Origin of the sequence: Actinophytocola sp. (assembly GCF_036378875.1) — a bacterium.
In the GTDB taxonomy this organism is placed as follows: domain Bacteria; phylum Actinomycetota; class Actinomycetes; order Mycobacteriales; family Pseudonocardiaceae; genus Actinophytocola.
This window is the reverse complement of record NZ_DASUVO010000073.1, coordinates 1-17,328: the sequence shown is the minus strand read 5'-3', so window position 1 is coordinate 17,328 and position 17,328 is coordinate 1. Positions and strand designations below refer to the sequence as shown.

Below are 17,328 nucleotides of genomic sequence, written 5' to 3'. Positions count from 1 at the left end.
GCTAGTCAAATCAGGGACAACCCGCCGTGGGCACTTCCGACCGGCCGGATCGGCCGGAACAATACCCGCGAAGAAGACGCAAAAGAAAATCTTGCCGGATAGCGGGGAGAATCTCCTCAACCCCGTCACTGAGTTCTCGGCATCACTGTCAACTCCATCGGGAGACTCGATGACGACCCCCAACGAGGACCTGCTCGCCCGGTTGCGACGCGGCGAGGACGCGGCCAGGCGTGAGCTGTTCCGCCTGTGCCAGAACCGTCTGCGTCCGTACTTCCATTCCCGACTGCCCAATACCGGTGACATCGACGACTGTGTCAGCGAGGTCCTCGCCCGCGCGCTGGAGGGAATCGACCGAGGGCAACAGCCGAACGTGCTGGACGCCTGGCTTTTCGGCATCGCACGCAACGTGCTCAAGGAACGCTACGAGGCCAGGCGCCGCGACGGCGGTGAGCTGCCGGTGGAGTTGCCCCGGCCGGCGCCCGAGCCGCGGGTCGAAGTGGAGGACACCGCCGACCTGCCGGAAGTGCCGACAGAGCTGGAAATGCTGATCGGCAAGCGCGAACTGTGGGCCACGCTCGACGGGGCCATCAACGGTATCGGCGCCGGGCTCCAGCCGATCATGCGTGCGCACGTCCGGCTGAGCCGGGAGAAACAGCGCCTCGTCGTCGGCGACGATCTCGCCGCGGCGTTGGACATGCCGGTCACCGGCCTCAACCGGCAGCTCAACCGGGCCAGGAAGGCGATGCTGAACGCCATCGCCGCGTTGGTCGTCGCGCGCACGTGCCGGCGGCACTGCCCGGACCTGTCCGCGAGCCTGGACACGATGCACGGCGCTGGTCAGGGTGGACTGGGCCGGGGCGTCGTGCTCGACCCGGCCCAGTCCGCGCTGGTGCTCAAGCACGCCGGCGAGTGCCCGGTGTGCGGGCCGCGGGCGCGCGACGCCCGCGAGTACAGCAAGTGGGCGCTCGGACCGGGGCTGATCGGCCTCACGCAGGACGACGACGAGCGTCGGCGCGCGGTGATCGCGCTTCTCAGCCGCTCCGGCGACGTGCCCGTGTCGTCGTCCAGTCCGGCCGCCGCGATCGGCGCTTTGCCGGTGCCACTCGCCGCCGCCGCGCCGCCAGGGCTGGCCGAACGCGTCCGCCTGGCGGTCACCGCGCGGGTGGCGTCGGTCCCCGGGGTGGACAACGTCGTGCAGTTCGTGCAGCAGGATCCGGACGCCGCACGCCGCGTCGTCGCGGTCGCCGTCGGCGGTGTCGTGCTCGCGGCCACGATCATGCTCGGACTGCTGAGCGACAACCCCGGCGGTTCGAGCCGGGCGGAGGCCGAGGGACGACCGCCGGCCGTCAGCGCCACGACCACTACGCCACCAACGCGGCCATCCGACGCGGCGCCGACGATGTCGCCCGCCTCGACGACCGTCACCACGTCGTCCGTGCCCGCGCGCGAGAACCCGAACCCCACCGCGCCCCCGGCCGTGGCGACCACCACGACCACACCGCCGGTGATCCCCCAGACGACCACCACCACCACGGAAAGGACCACCGAGCCAACGAAGCCCACCACGCCGAACCCGCCGCCGCCCCAGGCTCGCGACATGGAGATCGACGCCACCGAGACCGCCTACACCTCGTTCGGGATCTCCGGTGAGGCCACGTGGCGGGACGCGCGGAGCGTCCAGTCGACCCGGCTGTCACCCGGCAGGCACGTGCTGCTGACCCATCCGGGTTACAAGATCGTCTTCACGGTCACCGAGTCGTGGACCATCGACTACGACCACCGCTTCGACCATGTCGTGTCGGGTCGAGGCTCGTCGACGCTCGTGGTGCGCGGCCTGCCGGTGAAGGTCGACACGTCGGGCACCGACTACGCGGACACCGCGATCAGCGGCACCGGCTGGCGCAACGCCGGCCCAGTACGGACACTGCGGCTGCTTCCCGGCGCGCATTTCGTGCAGGCCATGTCCGGCGCCGTCGTCCGGTTCAAGATCACCGATGACGGCCTGGTCGAGTTCGACTCCGCCCTCGACCCCCTGCTCACCGGCCGGAACACCTCGACGCTCGCGGTGCACGGCCTGCCGGTGACCTTCGATACGTCCGACACCGACTACACGGACACGGCGATCAGCGGCACGGGCTGGCGCAACGCCGGCCCGGTGCGGACGTTGCGGTTGCTGCCGGGCGCGCATTTCGTGCAGGCGCCGACCGGCGCCGTCATCCGGTTCCAGGTCACTGATGCGGGTCGGGTGGAGTTCGATCCCGCTTTGGACTACCTCGCCGATGGTCGAGGGACGTCGACTCTGGTGATTCATGGTCTGCCGGTGACTTTCGACATTTCCGACACCGACTACACGGACATGGCGATAAGCGGCACCGGCTGGCGCGGCGGCGGCCCAGTGCGCACACTGCGGCTGCTACCCGGCGCACATTACGTACAAGCGCCGACCGGTGCCGTCGTGCGCTTCCAGATCACCAACGCCGGCCGAGTCGAGTTCGAACCCGCCCTCGACCACCTCGCCGAAGGCCGGGGAACCTCCACACTGGTGATTCACGGGCTGCCGGTGACTTTCGACACGACCGACACCGACTACACGGACATGGCGATAAGCGGCACCGGCTGGCGCGGCGGCGGCCCAGTGCGAACGCTTCGGCTGCTGCCCGGCGCGCATTTCGTGCAAGCGCCGACCGGTGCGGTCGTGCGCTTCCAGGTCACCGACGCAGGTCAGGTGGAGTTCGAACCCGCCCTCGACCACCTCGCCGAAGGCCGGGGAACCTCCACACTGGTGATTCACGGGCTGCCGGTGACTTTCGACATTTCCGACACCGACTACACGGACATGGCGATAAGCGGCACCGGCTGGCGCGGCGGCGGCCCAGTGCGAACGCTGCGATTGCTGCCCGGCGCACATTACGTACAAGCGCCGACCGGCGCGGTCGTCCGCTTCCAGATCACCAACGCCGGCCGAGTCGAGTTCGAACCCGCCGTCAACTACCTCGCCGAAGGCCGGGGAACCTCCACACTGGCGATTCACGGACTGCCGATGACCTTCGACACGACCGACACCGACTACACGGACACCGCGATCAGTGGCACCGGCTGGCGCAAGGCCGGCCCGGTGCGGACGCTGCGGTTGCTGCCCGGCGCACATTACGTACAAGCGCCGACCGGTGCCGTCATCCGGTTCCAGGTCACCGACGCGGGCCGGGTCGAGTTCGATCCGAGCCATGACCGTCTCGCCACCGGGCGCGGCACGACGACACTGACCATCCACGGACTGCCGGTGACGTTCGACAGGTCGTCCGTCGACTACACCTACCTCGTGGTCTCCGGCGTCGGGACACGGTTCGACGGGCCGACGTACACGCTTCGGCTGCTGCCGGGGCCCCACTACGTGCAGACCCCGCAGCTGAACGCGGTGCGGTTCCAGGTCACGAACGAAGGCCGGCTCGAGATCGACCAGGGCTATGACCGCTGGGCGCGCGGCCGGGGCACGACGACGCTGACCGTGCGCGGCGTCGCGATCACCGTCGACGCCAGGGCCACCACACACACCGCAATCCAGGTGTCCGGGGTGACGGGTTGGAAGGACCCACGCCAGGAGCAGACCGTGGGGTTGCTGCCAGGCAAGCACCGGGTGGTCGCACTGGACGGCCGCAAGTACGACTTCGTGGTGAAGGACAACGGTCTCATCGACTACGACCCGAGCCTCGACGGTGTCCTGTCCGGACGTGGTGGCACGACACTCACGATTCGGTAGAGCTGATCAGGGAGGTGGACGCGGGCGTCCACCTCCCTGATCGGTCACCGGTGCTCGGCGGCCTGGGCGGACAACCGGGCGCAGGTGTCGAACAGCCAGTCCCGAAGAGGACGGCCGCAACGACAGGGCAGGTGCGCGAGAAACGCCGCGAACGTGTCCTGGGTGACCTGCCACGAGATGTCGCGCTCGCGCAGCACGCGCCAGCAACGCTGGAAGACGGGGTGTGCGTAGCGGTAGTAGAGGCCGTCCAGGGCACTCCAGTCCCCGGCGCGCAACCGTGCCACCAGCTCGTCGTCGTCTTCCTGGTTCACGCACACCAGGCGCAGCGGACGATCGGTCATCGTCGGCCTCCAAAGGGCAGAGTCGGGTGAGTTCACCGGTGACGTGGCCCGTACCGCCCGGTTCTCCCCTGAAATTGGCCGACTTTTTTCGGGGATAACAACGCCGCTGCCGCCACGAAACAGGTGCCCTGACCGAGAGGACACCACCATGACCATCCTGAGAAGCCGGCGCACCGAGCGCAGGCTGGAACACCGTTCGATCATCGTCGTCGACATCGCCGGCTCTGGCCGCTGGCACAACCAGACCTTGTTGCGTGCCAGGGACGTGCTGACGACAGCCGTCCACGCCGGACTCGCCGCGGCGGGCGTCAACCGCGCGTTCGTCGAACACTGCGGAGACGGGATGATCCTGCTGATCCCCGCGCGAGTGTCCAAGATAGACCTGCTGGACCCGGTGATCCCGACCATCGCCGACCACATCCACGCACACAACACCACGGCGTCCCAACGCATCCGGCTACGCGTGGCGGTACACGCCGGCGAGGTGCACCGCGACCCACACGGCTGGGTCGGCACCGACCTGATCACCACATGCCGCCTGGTCAACGGCGAACCGCTGTACCGGGAACTACGCCACCCGACCCAGCCAGACGTGGTCGTCGTCGTGTCCGACCTGATCTACCAGGCGGTCGTCCGCCACCACTACCGCGGCATAGACCCCGCCGAGTACACCCCAACCCACATACAGGTCAAGGAAACCGACACCCTCGCCTGGCTGCACACCCCACACCACGACCTAGCGGAGCCATCACCAGCCATCCCTGGCCCCGCCCCCGGCGCGGCCGTCCCATCGTCCAGATCGGCTTTAAGCGCTTTTAAACCAAGGTTTCGCCGACTTTGAAGCCGCGTCGGACATGATTGTCTCGTCTCGACCTGGTTGAAGTATCAACCGATGTCGGCTGGATAGCGAGTGGAGCGATGGTGGGCGACCGAGAAAAGCTGACCGAGGTGTCATTCGTCGACGACTTTCTGCGCGTTCGTGACGACGTTGTTCGTTTGCACGGTTGGCGGCACACTGTGTCCGACATCTGGTGCTATGTTACGCCGCCGGGCCAGTTGACGAGACCACAGGGGTGGAAGATTCATCTGTCGGCCACTCCCCGGTCCGCGTCCCGCGTGCTCGAAGCGGCGTCGAGAGTGCTGTTCGAGCACAGGGTGGCATACAAGTTCGCCAAAGGGTTGACCGAGTTGCGGTCACTGCTGTCGGTGCGATGTTCGCGCGGCGCCGGCGGGAAATTCATCACGATATATCCGAGCGATGACGAGCAGTTCCGGTCCCTGTTGGACTTGTTGCACGAGGCGACCGACGGGATGGAGGGGCCGGCGATTCTCTCCGACCGGAGATATCGACCGGAAAGCCTGGTGCACTACCGGTACGGCGGGTTCTCCGGAACGCAGCAGGTGCTGGAGTCGGACGGGGCGTTCGTGCCGATGCTGGTTGCCCCCGACGGCGAGTGGACGCCGGACAACCGCAACGCCTGGTACTCCCCACCCAGCTGGGCGCCGCTGCCCCTCCCCGCGGCGGACGACGAACGGAAGAACGCCGAACGCGGCACGTCGAAGGTGATGCTCGACGACCGCTTCGTGGTGTACGAGGCGATCCGACACTCCAACCGGGGTGGCGTCTACCGCGCGATGGACGAGCACACCGGCGCGAAGGTCATCATCAAGGAAGCCAGGCCCTTCGTCGCCGCCGAGCCGGACGGCACGGACGCCCGCGACTTCCTGCGCAACGAGTACGAGACGCTGCGCCTCCTGGCGCCGCTGCGCGTGGCGACGCAACCCGTCTCCCTGTTCGAGTACCAGGGGCACCTGTTCCTCGCCGAGGAAGAGGTGCCGGGCATCACCCTCACCAACTGGGTGGACACCGAGGTCAGGCAGCGACCGGATCGGGTGATCCCGCTTGACCGCGTCCTGCCGATCGCCCGGCAGCTGGTCGACCTCGCCGCGACGGTGCACGACAAGGGACTGGTGTTCCGCGACTTCACGCCCAACAACGTGATGGTGACGCCGGACGAGACGCTGGCACTGATCGACACGGAGTTCCTCGCCGTGCCCGGGCAGCAGGTGACCCGCGTGATGACGATGTCCTACGTCGCGCCGGAGGAGGTGACCGGCCCGCCCCGTTACCCCGCGCCACCGCCGACCGCCGATCTCTACAGCGTCGGCGCGTCGCTCTTCTACCTGTGCGGCGGGACCCACGCGCTGATCCCCGCCGACGACCCGGACGGCACGGTACGCCCGCACGACGACCGGATCGGGTTCCTCATCGACGCCGTGGCCGGCGCGAACCCGACGCTGCGCGCGCTCGCCCCGGTGCTGCGCGGGCTGATGTGCGCCGACCCCGACAGCAGGACGCCGCTGCACCGGGTCCGTGAGCGCCTCGAGGCGTTCGAACCGAACGCCAGGTCCACATCGGACCCCGCCCTGCCGACCCGGTTGACGGCCGAGCTCCAACAACGACTCCTCGACGACGGTCGCCGGCAGATCGTCGCGGCGATGACACCCGAGAATCCCGAGAACCTCTGGCCTGCGACGCCGCTCGAAGGCAGGATGTTCGACCCGCTCAGCGTGCAGGCCGGTATCGCCGGCACGATCGACGCGCTGCGGCGGGCGGTGCGCGCGACCGGCGACGACGAGCTCCGCGCCACCCTTGGCACGGCGGCGACATGGCTCGACCGGCGACTGCGCACCGAGGGCCGGACACTGCCCGGTCTGTACTTCGGCAGGGCCGGCACCCACTGGGCGCTCTACGAGGCCGCCGTGGAGCTGGGTGACCAGGACATGGCCGACCGCGCCGTCGAGCGGGCGAAACACCTCCCCGTGGTGTGGAACAACCCGGACCTCACCCACGGTGTCGCCGGCAGCGGGATGGCCCAGCTGCACCTGTGGCGACGCACGAACGACCCCGACCTGCGTGAGCGAGTGCTCATCAGTGCGGACACCGTCCTGTCCCTGCGAGTGCCGGACGAGATGGTGTGGCCGGTGCGCAACAGCCCGGATCCCAACGCGAACGGGTTGGTGCACTACGGCTTCGCGCACGGAACCGCTGGCATCTGCGCGTTCCTGCTCGCGGCCGGGACCGAGCTGGACCGTCCCGACCTGGTGCGGCAGGCCGTCGACGGCGGGGAACTGCTGCTGTCGCTTGCCCAGCTGTCCGGCGACGGGGCGTGGTGGCCGATCGCGCAGGAAGACGCCGACGGTTCGGAGCGATTGAACGGTTCGTGCTGGTGGTGCAGCGGAGCGCCGGGCATCGGCACCTTCCTGATCCGACTGTGGCGCGCCACCGGTGACGAGCGGTACCGCGATGCCGCCCATCGGGCCGCGGTGGCCACCAGGGCCGAACGGTGGCTGCTGGCCGCGAGCCACTGCCACGGCCTCGCGGGCAACGGTGAGTTCCTGCTCGACATGGCTGCCGCCACCGGCGACGAGCAGTACCGGGACTGGGCCGAGGAGCACGCTCTCGCGCTCTACCGGCTGACCGCGTTGCGTGAGGACCGGCTTGTGGTGATGAACGAGACCGGCGCGGGCCTCAGCTACGGCTACAACACCGGGTTCACCGGTGCGGTCGGCTTCCTGCACCGGCTGCGCCACGGCGGCGAGCGGTGGTGGATGGTCGACGATCTCGCGCTCCCCACCGGTCCACGGTGATGACCGCCGCGACAGCCGAGCTGTGGGAGACGTTGGTCAGCCTGCGCTCGCGGTTCACGTTCCGGTACTCGGCGAGCGGCAGAAGCGCCGCGTGCCTGGTCACCGACGGCCGGGGGTTCATGTACGTCGAGTACTGGACGTTATCCGGCGCCATGCCGGGGTCTCGGGCGATACCAGGGCTCCAGTGGCAGGCGAACAGCAGCGAACCCGCGCCAACCGATGCCCTGCCTTTCGACGACGGCTCGGTGCTGGTGCTCGCTCCAGAGGATCTGACCCATGTCCAGCCGGACGGCACGGCACGGTCCGTCGGCCCGCTGCCGTTCCGACCGGACATCGTCGCCCCTGCCCCCGACGGGTCACGTCGAGTGCTTTTCATCGGCCGCGACGGACCGGCCGACGGGGCCTGCGCGAGCTGGCTGTGGCCAGGGCCGGACCAGCCACTACACGAGCTGGGCACCCTGCCACCGCTGCTCCTGCGCGGCGGGGGCTGGGCGGACGGCAATGGTTCTGGCTACGTGGTGAACGTGAGACAGGGCCGGCACTGCCGGCCTGCGCGGTACGACCTCACCACCGGCGAATGCACGCCGCTGCCGATCACCCCCTCGGCGGACGGCGACACGGCGTGGTTCACCGCACGAACCGGTGCCGTGCTGTTGGCGAGCGAGTACCAGGGCGCCCACCGGCTCCGGCTGTTCCGCCAGGAAGGGCCTGCGGAACGACTGAGCTCGCTCGACGAGCTGAGCGGCACGGTCGTACCGCTGGCCATGCACGCCGGCGGCCGGTGGGTGACCCTGCACGTCCGGGAGGGCCTACGTGAGGAACTTGCCGTGCTGGACACGGAGACCGACTCCGTGTCCGTCCTCGACCGCGCCACGGGACGAGGGCTCGGCGCGGTCGCCTGGGTCGACTCGGCCGACGAGCCGCCGGAGATGTGGGCGTTCTCGATCGGTGCGGGATTTCCGTGCCGTGCCGTCCACTATCGGGGCACGGAACGGTCAGAGGTGCCGGACGACACTCCGGCCGGTGGCTTCTCGGCGTGGGCGCTGAGCTGGCTCGAGCGGTTTCCCGGCGCGGACGGGGAGATCGAGGGAATCGTCTGCGGCCACCAGGACTGGCGGACGGCACGGCAGGTCGTTCTCGCCCTGCACGGGGGACCCGCGGCCAGCTGGTCGGTGAAGTTCTCACCGCTGTTCCAGCTCTTCGCCGCGGAAGGCATCACGGTGGTGGCGCTGAACCCTCGGGGAAGCACCGGTTACGACGAGGCGTTCCACCGGCTCATCGTCGACCGGTGGGCCGGTCCCGACCTGGCCGATGTACTGGCCACCGCCCGGTACCTGCGGAGCGAGCGGGGCGGCGGCCGGCTGGCACTGTACGGCGCGAGCTACGGAGCCTTCCTCGCGCTCGTCGCCGCGTGCGCCGAGCCGGAGCTCTGGTCGAGAGTGCTCGCGGTCGCTCCCATGCTTTCCCCGGAGCGGCTCTACACCGAGGCGACGCCCGAGGTCCGGGCCATGATCGACCGGCTCGGCGGACGCACCCCGATCGACGACGAACTGGGCCCACGCGACGTGCTCGCGTTGCTGCCGAGGCTTCGCGCGGAGGTCATGATCGTGCACGGCGCGCGCGACGAGACGATTCCGGTCACCCAGTCCCGGCGACTGGTCGCGGAGCTGTCCGCACTCGGCCGCCGCCCGGACGTCGACTTCCAGTACCACGAAGTTCCCGAGGCAGGCCATGGCGCACTGGACGGGTCGGCGGAACTTCACCAGACAGCGGCTCGGTTCCTCAGCCACAGCGAGTGACGCAGAGCCGCGTTCCGATACCGCGAACCACGCTCGGAAGGAGGTGAAATCACCATGTCTCTGGACGTCAACATGTTGCAGGAGCTGAACTCCACCGAGGAGATCGGCCTGGCGGACTGCCCGATCCTCGGCAGCTGCTGCGGCCCGCTCGCGCCGCCGCCGATCGTAACGACGCTCTTCACGTGCTTCGGCTGCACCTTCACCCTCTGACACTCGATCGCGATGCACCACACGACTCCGCCAAGGAGGTGAAACCCATGTCATTGTCCGTGGACGTCCTGCAGGAGCTAGAGCCCACCGAGGTGAGCCTGAGCGACGACTGCTGCTGGCACTCCGTCGTCGAGGGCTGCCAGATCTGGAGCCTGACTGTCTCGACCTGCCACAGCTGCACCAACACCGGCTGACGCCGGTCCAACAAGGAGAACCGTCATGACGATCCGAGTCGAGGTGCTGCAGGAACTGCCTGCCAGCGCCGCGGACACCGTTGAGGGATGCTGCGCGCTGGGGAGCCTGGTGACCTGCCCGTGGAACACGTTCGACGCCGCGGTGCCGGACATCGTCACGCCGTGATCCCGGCGATCGTGAACAGGTAATGCGACGGTGGCCGCCCCGGCTGTTACCCGGGGCGGCCACCTCGTTGAAGACTACGGACACGAGAGGCAAACACCGATGCCGCCGTCACCGGCCCAGCCACTGAGACAGGCGTTGCGTTCCCGGCCAGGCATGAGCGCGGCCTATGCGGCCGTTCGTGTCCTCGACGCGGCCTGTGCCATCGCACTCCCCGCCACACTGGCCTCGGCGGTGGACGCCGCACTGGGTCGCGTGCCGACGGCGACGGCTCTGGTGTGGTTGTGTGTCGTGCTCGTCGCGGCGACCACGGCGGAACTGGTGGCGGAGCTCGTCGAGGTCCGGGTCGTGACCGCGGCGACGGCCGGGCTGCGGCGCCGGATCGTCGACCACGTGCTGCGCCTTGACCTACGCGGACAGCGCCGCTTCCCCGACGGTGACCTGCTGAGCAGGTTGTTGGAGGGCACGACGGAGACCGGCCGTGCGGTGCCGGTCGCGGCCGGCGCCGCGGTGTCGGGGTTGACGTCGATCGCCGGCATCGTCGCGTTGCTGGTCATCGACCTGTGGACCGGACTGGTGTTCCTCGCCGGCGCGCCGCTGGTCCTGTTGCTCGCCAACGGGTTCCTGCGCCGGGTTACCGTGCTGACCCAGGACTACCAGCGGATACAGGGCGAGCTGGCCACCCGGCTCCTCGGCGCGATCAGAGGGATTCGCACCGTCCGCGCCGCCGGTACGGTCAACCGCGAGGTGGACCGGGTGTTGGCGCCGCTGCCGGCGCTGCGGGCCAGTGGCAGGGCGTTCTGGCTTGCCCAACGCGACATCGGCTGGCGTCTGTCGCTGATCGCGCCAGCACTTCAGGTCGGGGTGCTGGCCACGGCCGGCTACGGGGTATGGGCCGGACGTGTCAGTCCCGGCGCCCTCATCGCCGTGGGCAGCTACCTCGGTTACGCGATGGGTGTCCTGCGCCAGCTCGGCGTGCTCGGCCAGTTCGGCAGGGTGCGCGGGTCAGCCCAGCGGGTGGCCGAGGCGCTCGACATCGTTCCCGCGTCGTCGGGTACGGCGCGGTTCCCTGCTTCGGGACGCGGTGCGGTGCGCATGCGCGGCATCCAGCTCGTCATCGACGGCCATGTCGTCCTGGACGACATCGACCTCGACGTGCCCGCCGGAGCGTCGGTGGCGGTGGTCGGTGTCTCTGGCACCGGCAAGTCCAGTCTCGCCGCCATCGCCGGCGGCCTGCTCCAACCCGACGCCGGCACGGTGACCATCGACGGGGTCGATCTCGCCGTCGCCGACCCGGACGAGCTGCCGAGGGCGGTGGCCCACGCCTTCGAACGCCCGGTCCTCCTCGGCGACACGGTCGGCGACGCGATCACCTTCGGCGACCACCCCACCGGTCAGGACGCGGTTACCGAGGCACTGCGCGCGAGCGACGCCGCGGAGTTCGTCGCCCGGTTGCCCCAGCGGCTCGACACCCCGGTCGACACACTGCACGCGTCCGGCGGGGAGTATCAGCGACTCGGTTTGGCCAGAGCATTCAGCCGGGAGCCACGGCTGCTCGTTCTCGACGACGCACTGTCCAGTGTGGACACGATCACCGAGCGGCGGATCACCGGCGCACTCGGTCGGCAGCGGGCCACCAGAATCGTCGTGACCGCGCGGATATCCACGGCGAGCAATGCCGACCTGGTCGTCTGGTTGCACGACGGCCGGGTCGCCGCGACGGGTCCACATCAGACCCTGCTGGCCGAGCCCGGCTATCGCGAGTTGTTCGGCGGCCAGCTGACGGAGGCACGCTCATGAGTACCGGTTGGAGCCTGATCCGTCCCGCGCTGGCGTCCCGGCGCCGCGAACTGGCCGCGCTGGCCGGCTGGTCGGTGCTGGAGACCGCCCCGGTGCTGCTGTCCGGACAGCTCATCGCCAGGGCCGTGGACCAGGGATTTCTCGCGGGCCGCCCGGCCACCGGGCTCCTCATGCTCGGACTGTTCGCGGTGGCCATGATCGTCGGCGCGGTTGGCGCACGGCAGGCGATCGCGCCCCTGGCCACAATCGCCGAGTCGGTTCGCGACCACGTGGTCAGGCGGATAGTCCGAGCCAGCCTGCACCGTGCCGCCGACGGCGACGACCGAACCGACACCGCGGCCGTCACGCGGATCTCCCGGCAGGCCGAGGCGGTGCGTCAGCTGGTCGCCGCACTCCTCATGACGATGCGCGCCGTCGTGTTCTCCGTGATCGCCGTCGTGCTCGGTCTGCTCGCGCTACTCCCCGAGCTCGCCTGGCTGACCGTGGGCGGCCTCGTGCTGTCCTGCATGCTGCTGGCCGTCCTGTCGCCGGTGCTGCGGCGCCGCTATCGCGCCTCCCTCATCGCGGAGGAGCGACTTGCCGACGAGGGCGGGAGAATGCTCGCCGGGCTCCGCGACATCCGCGCGTGCGGCGCGGCGGCCATCTCAGCACGCCGTGCCGGCCAGGCCGTGGCGGACCAGGCGGCGGCCGCACGCGCCACCGCCACCGCCGGGGCCGGGCGCATCGCCGTCATCGCACTCGGGGCCAGGCTGCCGTTGCTGGTCATGCTTCTCCTCGCGCCACGCCTGGTGTCCTCCGGGTCCGTCACCCCGGGCCAGCTGCTCGGCGCGGCGACCTACCTCGTGACGGGCCTGGAGCCCGCGTTGCGGTCGGTGGTGCAGGCCGTCGGCAACGCGGGCCTGCAGTTGGCCGTGGTGCTGAAGCGGCTTGCCGAGGCGACCGTCGTACCCGCCACGACCGCACCCATTACCGACCGCGTCGCGGCCAGGTTCGATCTGCGGCTGCGCGGAGTCACGTTCCGGTACGGCCCCTACTCCGCGCCCATCGTCGAGGAGCTCGACCTGGACCTCCACCACGGCGCGCACCTCGCGATCGTGGGTCCCAGCGGGATAGGCAAATCCACACTCGCCAACCTGATCACAGGGCTCACCGAGCCGGAGGCCGGGCAGATCACATTGGGCGGCGTCCCCCTCACCGAGCTGTCCCGGCCGTGGCTGCGTAGAACCATCGCCGTCGTACCGCAGGAGTCGTACGTCTTCGCCGGCACGCTCAGGGAGAACCTCTGCTATCTCGCCACCTCGGTCACCGACGAACGGTTGGACGCGGTGGTCGACGAGTTCGGACTGCGTCCCCTTGTCCGTCGCACAGGTGGTTACGACACCGACCTTGGCAACGTGGAGGCACTGTCCCAAGGGGAGCGTCAGTTGATCACCCTGGCACGTGTCCATCTCTCACCGGCGCACATCGTGATCCTCGACGAGGGAACGTGCCATCTCGATCCCGTCACCGAAGCGCGGGTGGAGACCATCTTCGCCGCACGCGGCGGCACGCTGGTCGTCATCGCCCACCGGATGAGTTCGGCCGCACGCGCACAGCAGGTCCTGGTGCTTGACGGCCAGGGCGCGCAAGTAGGCGCGGCGAGCGACCTCGTCAGGAGATCACCGCTGTTCGCGGACATGATGACGACGTAGCGAGCCGACCGTCTACGAGCAGATCGGCACCACGTGTGCCTGGTCGCGGGCGTACTCCCACACCAGTTCGTGAAGCCGGTACCGCCCTGCCGCCGGTTGTTGGAGCAGACTCGCCGCGGTGAGCCGATCCAGCGCCCGCCGCACGTCGTCCGGCGTGGCGCCGCTCTGCGACGCCACGTCCAGAACGGTGAGTTCCGGAGTGGGGCCGCTGCCCAACTCCCGGAACAGCTGCCGGTCCGAACGCGACAGTCGTTGGTAGGACAGGTCGAGCTCCGCACGGACCGTGGTCAGCTCATCCCCGTGGAGGGCGAGTTGGGCCAGCCGGTTCGACTCCCGCAGGTCACGTACGAGTCGCGCCACCTGAGCGTGCGGATCCGCGGCCAGGTTCGCACCGGCGATGCGTAGCGCCAGAGGCAGATGTGCGCACAGCTCCGCGAGTTCGGCGACCGCGCCGGGTTCCGCCGCCGCCCGCCGCGCGCCGACCAGGTTGACGAGCAGTTCCGCCGACTGGTCCGGGGCGAGCACGTCAAGCAGGACCCGGTGCGCACCGTGCGTGGCTGTCAGGCCCCGCAGGTCCATGCGGCTGGTCACCAGCACCGCCGCACCGGGGTGTCCTGGCAACAGCGGACGGACCTGACCTGGGCTCGCCGCGTTGTCCAACACCACGAGGACACGGCGTTCAGCCAACTCCGCGCGGTATCGCGCGGCGCGCCCCTCCATGTCGGGTGGGATCTGGTCGGCCGGCACACCGATGGATCGGAGGAACCGCTCGAGCGCTTCCGTCGGGGACAGCGGCGGCGTGGTGGAGAACCCTTGCAGGTTCAGGTACAGCTGGCCGTCCGGGTATCGAGGGCACAGGCGGTGCGCCGCCTGCAACGCCAACGCGGTCTTGCCGACTCCTGGCATGCCGCTGATCGTCAAGATCGCGCCGTTCATGGCGCTCGTCATGGCCACCAGGTCGACAACCTCCTGGCGCTCGACGTAACCGTGGACCACGGGTGGCAGCTGGCTGATCGTGGCCGGCGGCGTTGGTTCGATCTTCACCGAAGGGCCGGCGGACACCGGGCCTCGCCCGCCCGCCCCGTTGCCGGCCAGGATGTCCTGCTGGAGCCGTCGCAACCGCTCGCCGGGTTCGACGCCCAGCTCTTCCCGGAAGCGCCGCAGCACCGTGCGGTAGGTGTCGAGCGCGTCGGCCACTCGTTCCGAACGGTGCAGTGCGACGATGAGCTGCTCCCAGAACGGTTCGTGCCACGGGTGATCCTTGGTCAGCTGCACCAGCTCGCTGATGATCTCCCGCCAGCGGCCGGCTTCGAGGTCGATCTCCAGCCGACGCTCCAGCACGAGCAGCTTGTCCTCCTCGAGCTGGGGGACGATCTCCCGTTGCAGGGAGTCAGACGGGACGTCGCTCAGCGAACGCCCCCGCCACTCTCCCAGTGCCCGCCCGAGAAGTGTCGCCTCCGCGTTCAGGTTTCCGGTGCCGAGCGCGCTCCTGGCATCAGCGCGGAACCGCCGAAAACGCAGCAGGTCGAGCTGCTCGGGCTTGACCTCGATGCTGTACCCGTCCGCCCAGGTGCGCAGAACCTTCCTGCGGTGGTTGTCACCGAGCAGGCGCCGCAGCCGCAGAGCATGGACCTGAAGCGTGCCACGCGCTCCGCGCGGTGCGCGCTCACCCCACAGCCGGATCGCCAACTCGTCCAGCGACACTGGCCGGTTGGCCTGGACCAGCAGTGTTGCCAGGAACACACGAAGCTTGCCAGCGCTGACGTTGATCCGCTGCCCACCGTCGAACACCTCCAGCGGCCCGAGGACACCGAAGCTCAGATCGTCGTTCTCCACAACACCGGAACTGCCTACCGCCACCGAACATCCTCTCCCCCATACCCGACGCGTTCTCCCGGGCACGACCCTGTCAGCGGCATGATCACGCACACAAGGGGTTTCAGCTGTCGCCGAAAGCGGGAGGAACGGGCGGCGGCGACACTCGCGGCGAAGACGATCCGGAGCGGGCAGGCTCCACTCGCAACACGTACTGCTCCACTTCGGCGCCCCTGGCTATCGATCACCCGGTAAGCGGCCCAAGAGAAGGGCGCGCCTGGCCGCTCCGGGTCAGGCGCGTCCGCGCCCCCTCGGGAGGACACAAGTGCGATGGCCGTGTCGCGGCATCCGCGCTACGGTCACTACGCACCGAGAGAAGGCAGATTCGAGTGTCCACAAGAATTGCTGGCTCCTCCTTGCTACGAGCCGGACTCGCTACCTTGATGTTGTGCGGCCTGTTGACGGCAGGCGCGATGCCCGCCGCGGCGACCCCTGCCCTGTCCAGCGACGGGCTGACGCCGCTGGTGGGTCTCGCCGCCGAGCGGATCCTGCTCGCCGACAAGGTCGCCGCGGCCAAGTTCGGCACGGCCACGCCGATCGAGGACCCGGTACGGGAGCAGCAGGTGCTGGACCAGGCGGCGGCACTCGCTGCCGAAGCGGGCATCGACATACCCGACACCGTCCAGTTCTTCCGAGCACAGATCGAGATGAGCAAAATGGTGCAGCGGGGTTTGTTCGACCGGTGGACCCGACATCCGGAACTGGCACCGACCGAACGTCCTGATCTGGCCACCGAGGTGCGCCCGGAACTGGACCGCATCACCGTCGAGTTCATCGACCAACTGACGGCTACCACGGATCTGCGTGGCCCGACACCGCGGTGCAAGATCTCACTGGTCCTCTCGGAGATGAAGACCGACCACCGGTACAGCCTCGACCGGCTGCACGAGCGCGCTCTGTGGGGCGCGATCCGGCCGTTGTGCGCATGATTCGCCAGCAAACGCCTATGCGGATGTGCCTGCTCCGTCAGCCAGGTCGGGCACGATGCCAAGTTGGCTCCACTCGTGCAGATCGCTCCAGAACGGCACGTCACCACACGGGAAGTCGTTCCGAGACAGCACTTTCTGGCCGCGGCCGTTCGGGAGATCGGCAAGGCGCAACGCTGGGACGTACAGATCTGTTTGCTGGATGCTGAACACCGGGGACTCATCCGTCGAGGCGACGTAGTGGTTGCCCCTGAGGGGGGTCAACTTCGGCACCCCGGCGAGCCGTTCCCGGGCCACCGACAACCGCTGGGTCAGGTCCGCCGGTGGCGGGCCCCAGGTGGCATGCCACCAGAAACCACTGTGAGGTTAGTTCAGTGCCTGCCGACGCACGCCGCGGATGAGCAGGTAGCCGACCATCCAGAACTCGCCTACGGACGCGGGATACGCCATTGCGTCAAAGAGGACCTGCGCGTCGCGGGCGAGGTACAGGACGAACGGGCTGAGCACGTACCCGACGCCGCCAACTATGAGGATCCATCCCAGGACGCGGGGCATCCAGCCCGAGCGCAGCACGCACCAGCCCATGGGGATGAGCCACAGGCCGAAGAACAGTGCTCCGACGCCCCACAGGTTGTCGCTGACCAGGTACAGAATCTGGACGTTGGCCGCCGCGTCGCCGACCGGGTCGACCGATACCTCGACCGCCGTGGCCCGCAGCGCCGCGCTCACGAGGCCCACGACGGCGCTGACCAGGCCGAAGGCGGCGATCCCGCTCGCGGCGACGGAGTCTACGGCGCGGAACAGGCGATAGAACCAAACCGCGGCGAGGGTCTGGGTGACGACCATGCCCAGTTCAAAGGCAACGTCAGCGCGGGCGAGCGACTCGTGCGCGACCAGGGTGGCCAGCATCGCGTTGGGGTC

General features: G+C 69.1%; 14 protein-coding genes. 10 read left to right on the top strand and 4 right to left on the bottom strand.

The features are described 5' to 3' along the window. Positions 1-169 precede the first annotated feature (169 nt). Positions 170-3,757 (top strand): RNA polymerase sigma factor, encoded by a 3,588-nt coding sequence (locus VF106_RS20310; RefSeq protein WP_330841338.1) that lies wholly within the window; start codon positions 170-172, stop codon positions 3,755-3,757. 44 nt (positions 3,758-3,801) lie between these two features. On the opposite strand, the gene VF106_RS20305 is transcribed toward VF106_RS20310, so the two are convergent. After that, positions 3,802-4,098, bottom strand: coding sequence for an RNA polymerase sigma factor (locus tag VF106_RS20305; protein WP_330841337.1), 297 nt, complete (start codon positions 4,096-4,098; stop codon positions 3,802-3,804). 148 nt (positions 4,099-4,246) lie between these two features. Between VF106_RS20305 and VF106_RS20300 the strand changes: the two genes are divergently transcribed. From VF106_RS20300 to VF106_RS20265, 8 genes are all read left to right on the top strand, one after another. Next, positions 4,247-4,939 carry a hypothetical protein gene (locus VF106_RS20300; RefSeq protein ID WP_330841336.1) on the top strand — a complete coding sequence of 231 codons (693 nt, stop codon included), beginning with the start codon at positions 4,247-4,249 and terminating at the stop codon, positions 4,937-4,939. 77 nt (positions 4,940-5,016) lie between these two features. Further along, a complete protein-coding gene (gene lanL, locus VF106_RS20295) occupies positions 5,017-7,749 on the top strand; it encodes a class IV lanthionine synthetase LanL (protein ID WP_330841335.1) in 2,733 nt (910 codons plus the stop codon). Then, positions 7,749-9,548, top strand: a complete 1,800-nt coding sequence (locus VF106_RS20290) for an alpha/beta hydrolase family protein (protein WP_330841334.1) — start codon at positions 7,749-7,751, stop codon at positions 9,546-9,548. Before lanL ends, VF106_RS20290 begins: the two co-directional genes overlap by 1 nt. 54 nt (positions 9,549-9,602) lie before the next feature. Continuing rightward, positions 9,603-9,758, top strand: coding sequence for a hypothetical protein (locus VF106_RS20285; RefSeq protein WP_330841333.1), 156 nt, complete (start codon positions 9,603-9,605; stop codon positions 9,756-9,758). 47 nt (positions 9,759-9,805) lie between these two features. After that, positions 9,806-9,952 carry a hypothetical protein gene (locus VF106_RS20280; RefSeq protein ID WP_330841332.1) on the top strand — a complete coding sequence of 49 codons (147 nt, stop codon included), beginning with the start codon at positions 9,806-9,808 and terminating at the stop codon, positions 9,950-9,952. A 25-nt stretch (positions 9,953-9,977) separates the two neighbouring features. Next, complete coding sequence (locus VF106_RS20275; RefSeq protein WP_330841331.1) at positions 9,978-10,118, top strand: hypothetical protein; 141 nt, start codon at positions 9,978-9,980, stop codon at positions 10,116-10,118. A 153-nt stretch (positions 10,119-10,271) separates the two neighbouring features. Next, positions 10,272-11,915 (top strand): ABC transporter ATP-binding protein, encoded by a 1,644-nt coding sequence (locus VF106_RS20270; protein ID WP_330841330.1) that lies wholly within the window; start codon positions 10,272-10,274, stop codon positions 11,913-11,915. Beyond that, positions 11,912-13,606 (top strand): ATP-binding cassette domain-containing protein, encoded by a 1,695-nt coding sequence (locus VF106_RS20265; RefSeq protein ID WP_330841329.1) that lies wholly within the window; start codon positions 11,912-11,914, stop codon positions 13,604-13,606. Before VF106_RS20270 ends, VF106_RS20265 begins: the two co-directional genes overlap by 4 nt. A gap of 12 nt (positions 13,607-13,618) precedes the next feature. Here VF106_RS20265 and VF106_RS20260 read toward each other — a convergent pair whose 3' ends face one another. Further along, a complete protein-coding gene (locus tag VF106_RS20260; protein WP_330841328.1) occupies positions 13,619-15,466 on the bottom strand; it encodes an AfsR/SARP family transcriptional regulator in 1,848 nt (615 codons plus the stop codon). Positions 15,467-15,864: 398 nt separating this feature from the next. On the opposite strand from VF106_RS20260, the gene aroQ reads away from it, so the two are divergent. Further along, positions 15,865-16,410 carry a gamma subclass chorismate mutase AroQ gene (aroQ, locus tag VF106_RS20255; RefSeq protein ID WP_330841327.1) on the top strand — a complete coding sequence of 182 codons (546 nt, stop codon included), beginning with the start codon at positions 15,865-15,867 and terminating at the stop codon, positions 16,408-16,410. Between the two features lie 15 nt (positions 16,411-16,425). Here the strand turns inward: aroQ and VF106_RS20250 are convergent, their stop codons facing one another. Further along, positions 16,426-16,620, bottom strand: a complete 195-nt coding sequence (locus tag VF106_RS20250; RefSeq protein WP_330841326.1) for a hypothetical protein — start codon at positions 16,618-16,620, stop codon at positions 16,426-16,428. A 153-nt stretch (positions 16,621-16,773) separates the two neighbouring features. Continuing rightward, positions 16,774-17,328 (bottom strand): DUF4386 domain-containing protein (locus VF106_RS20245; protein ID WP_330841325.1); only part of this gene is annotated, 555 nt, incomplete at its 5' end.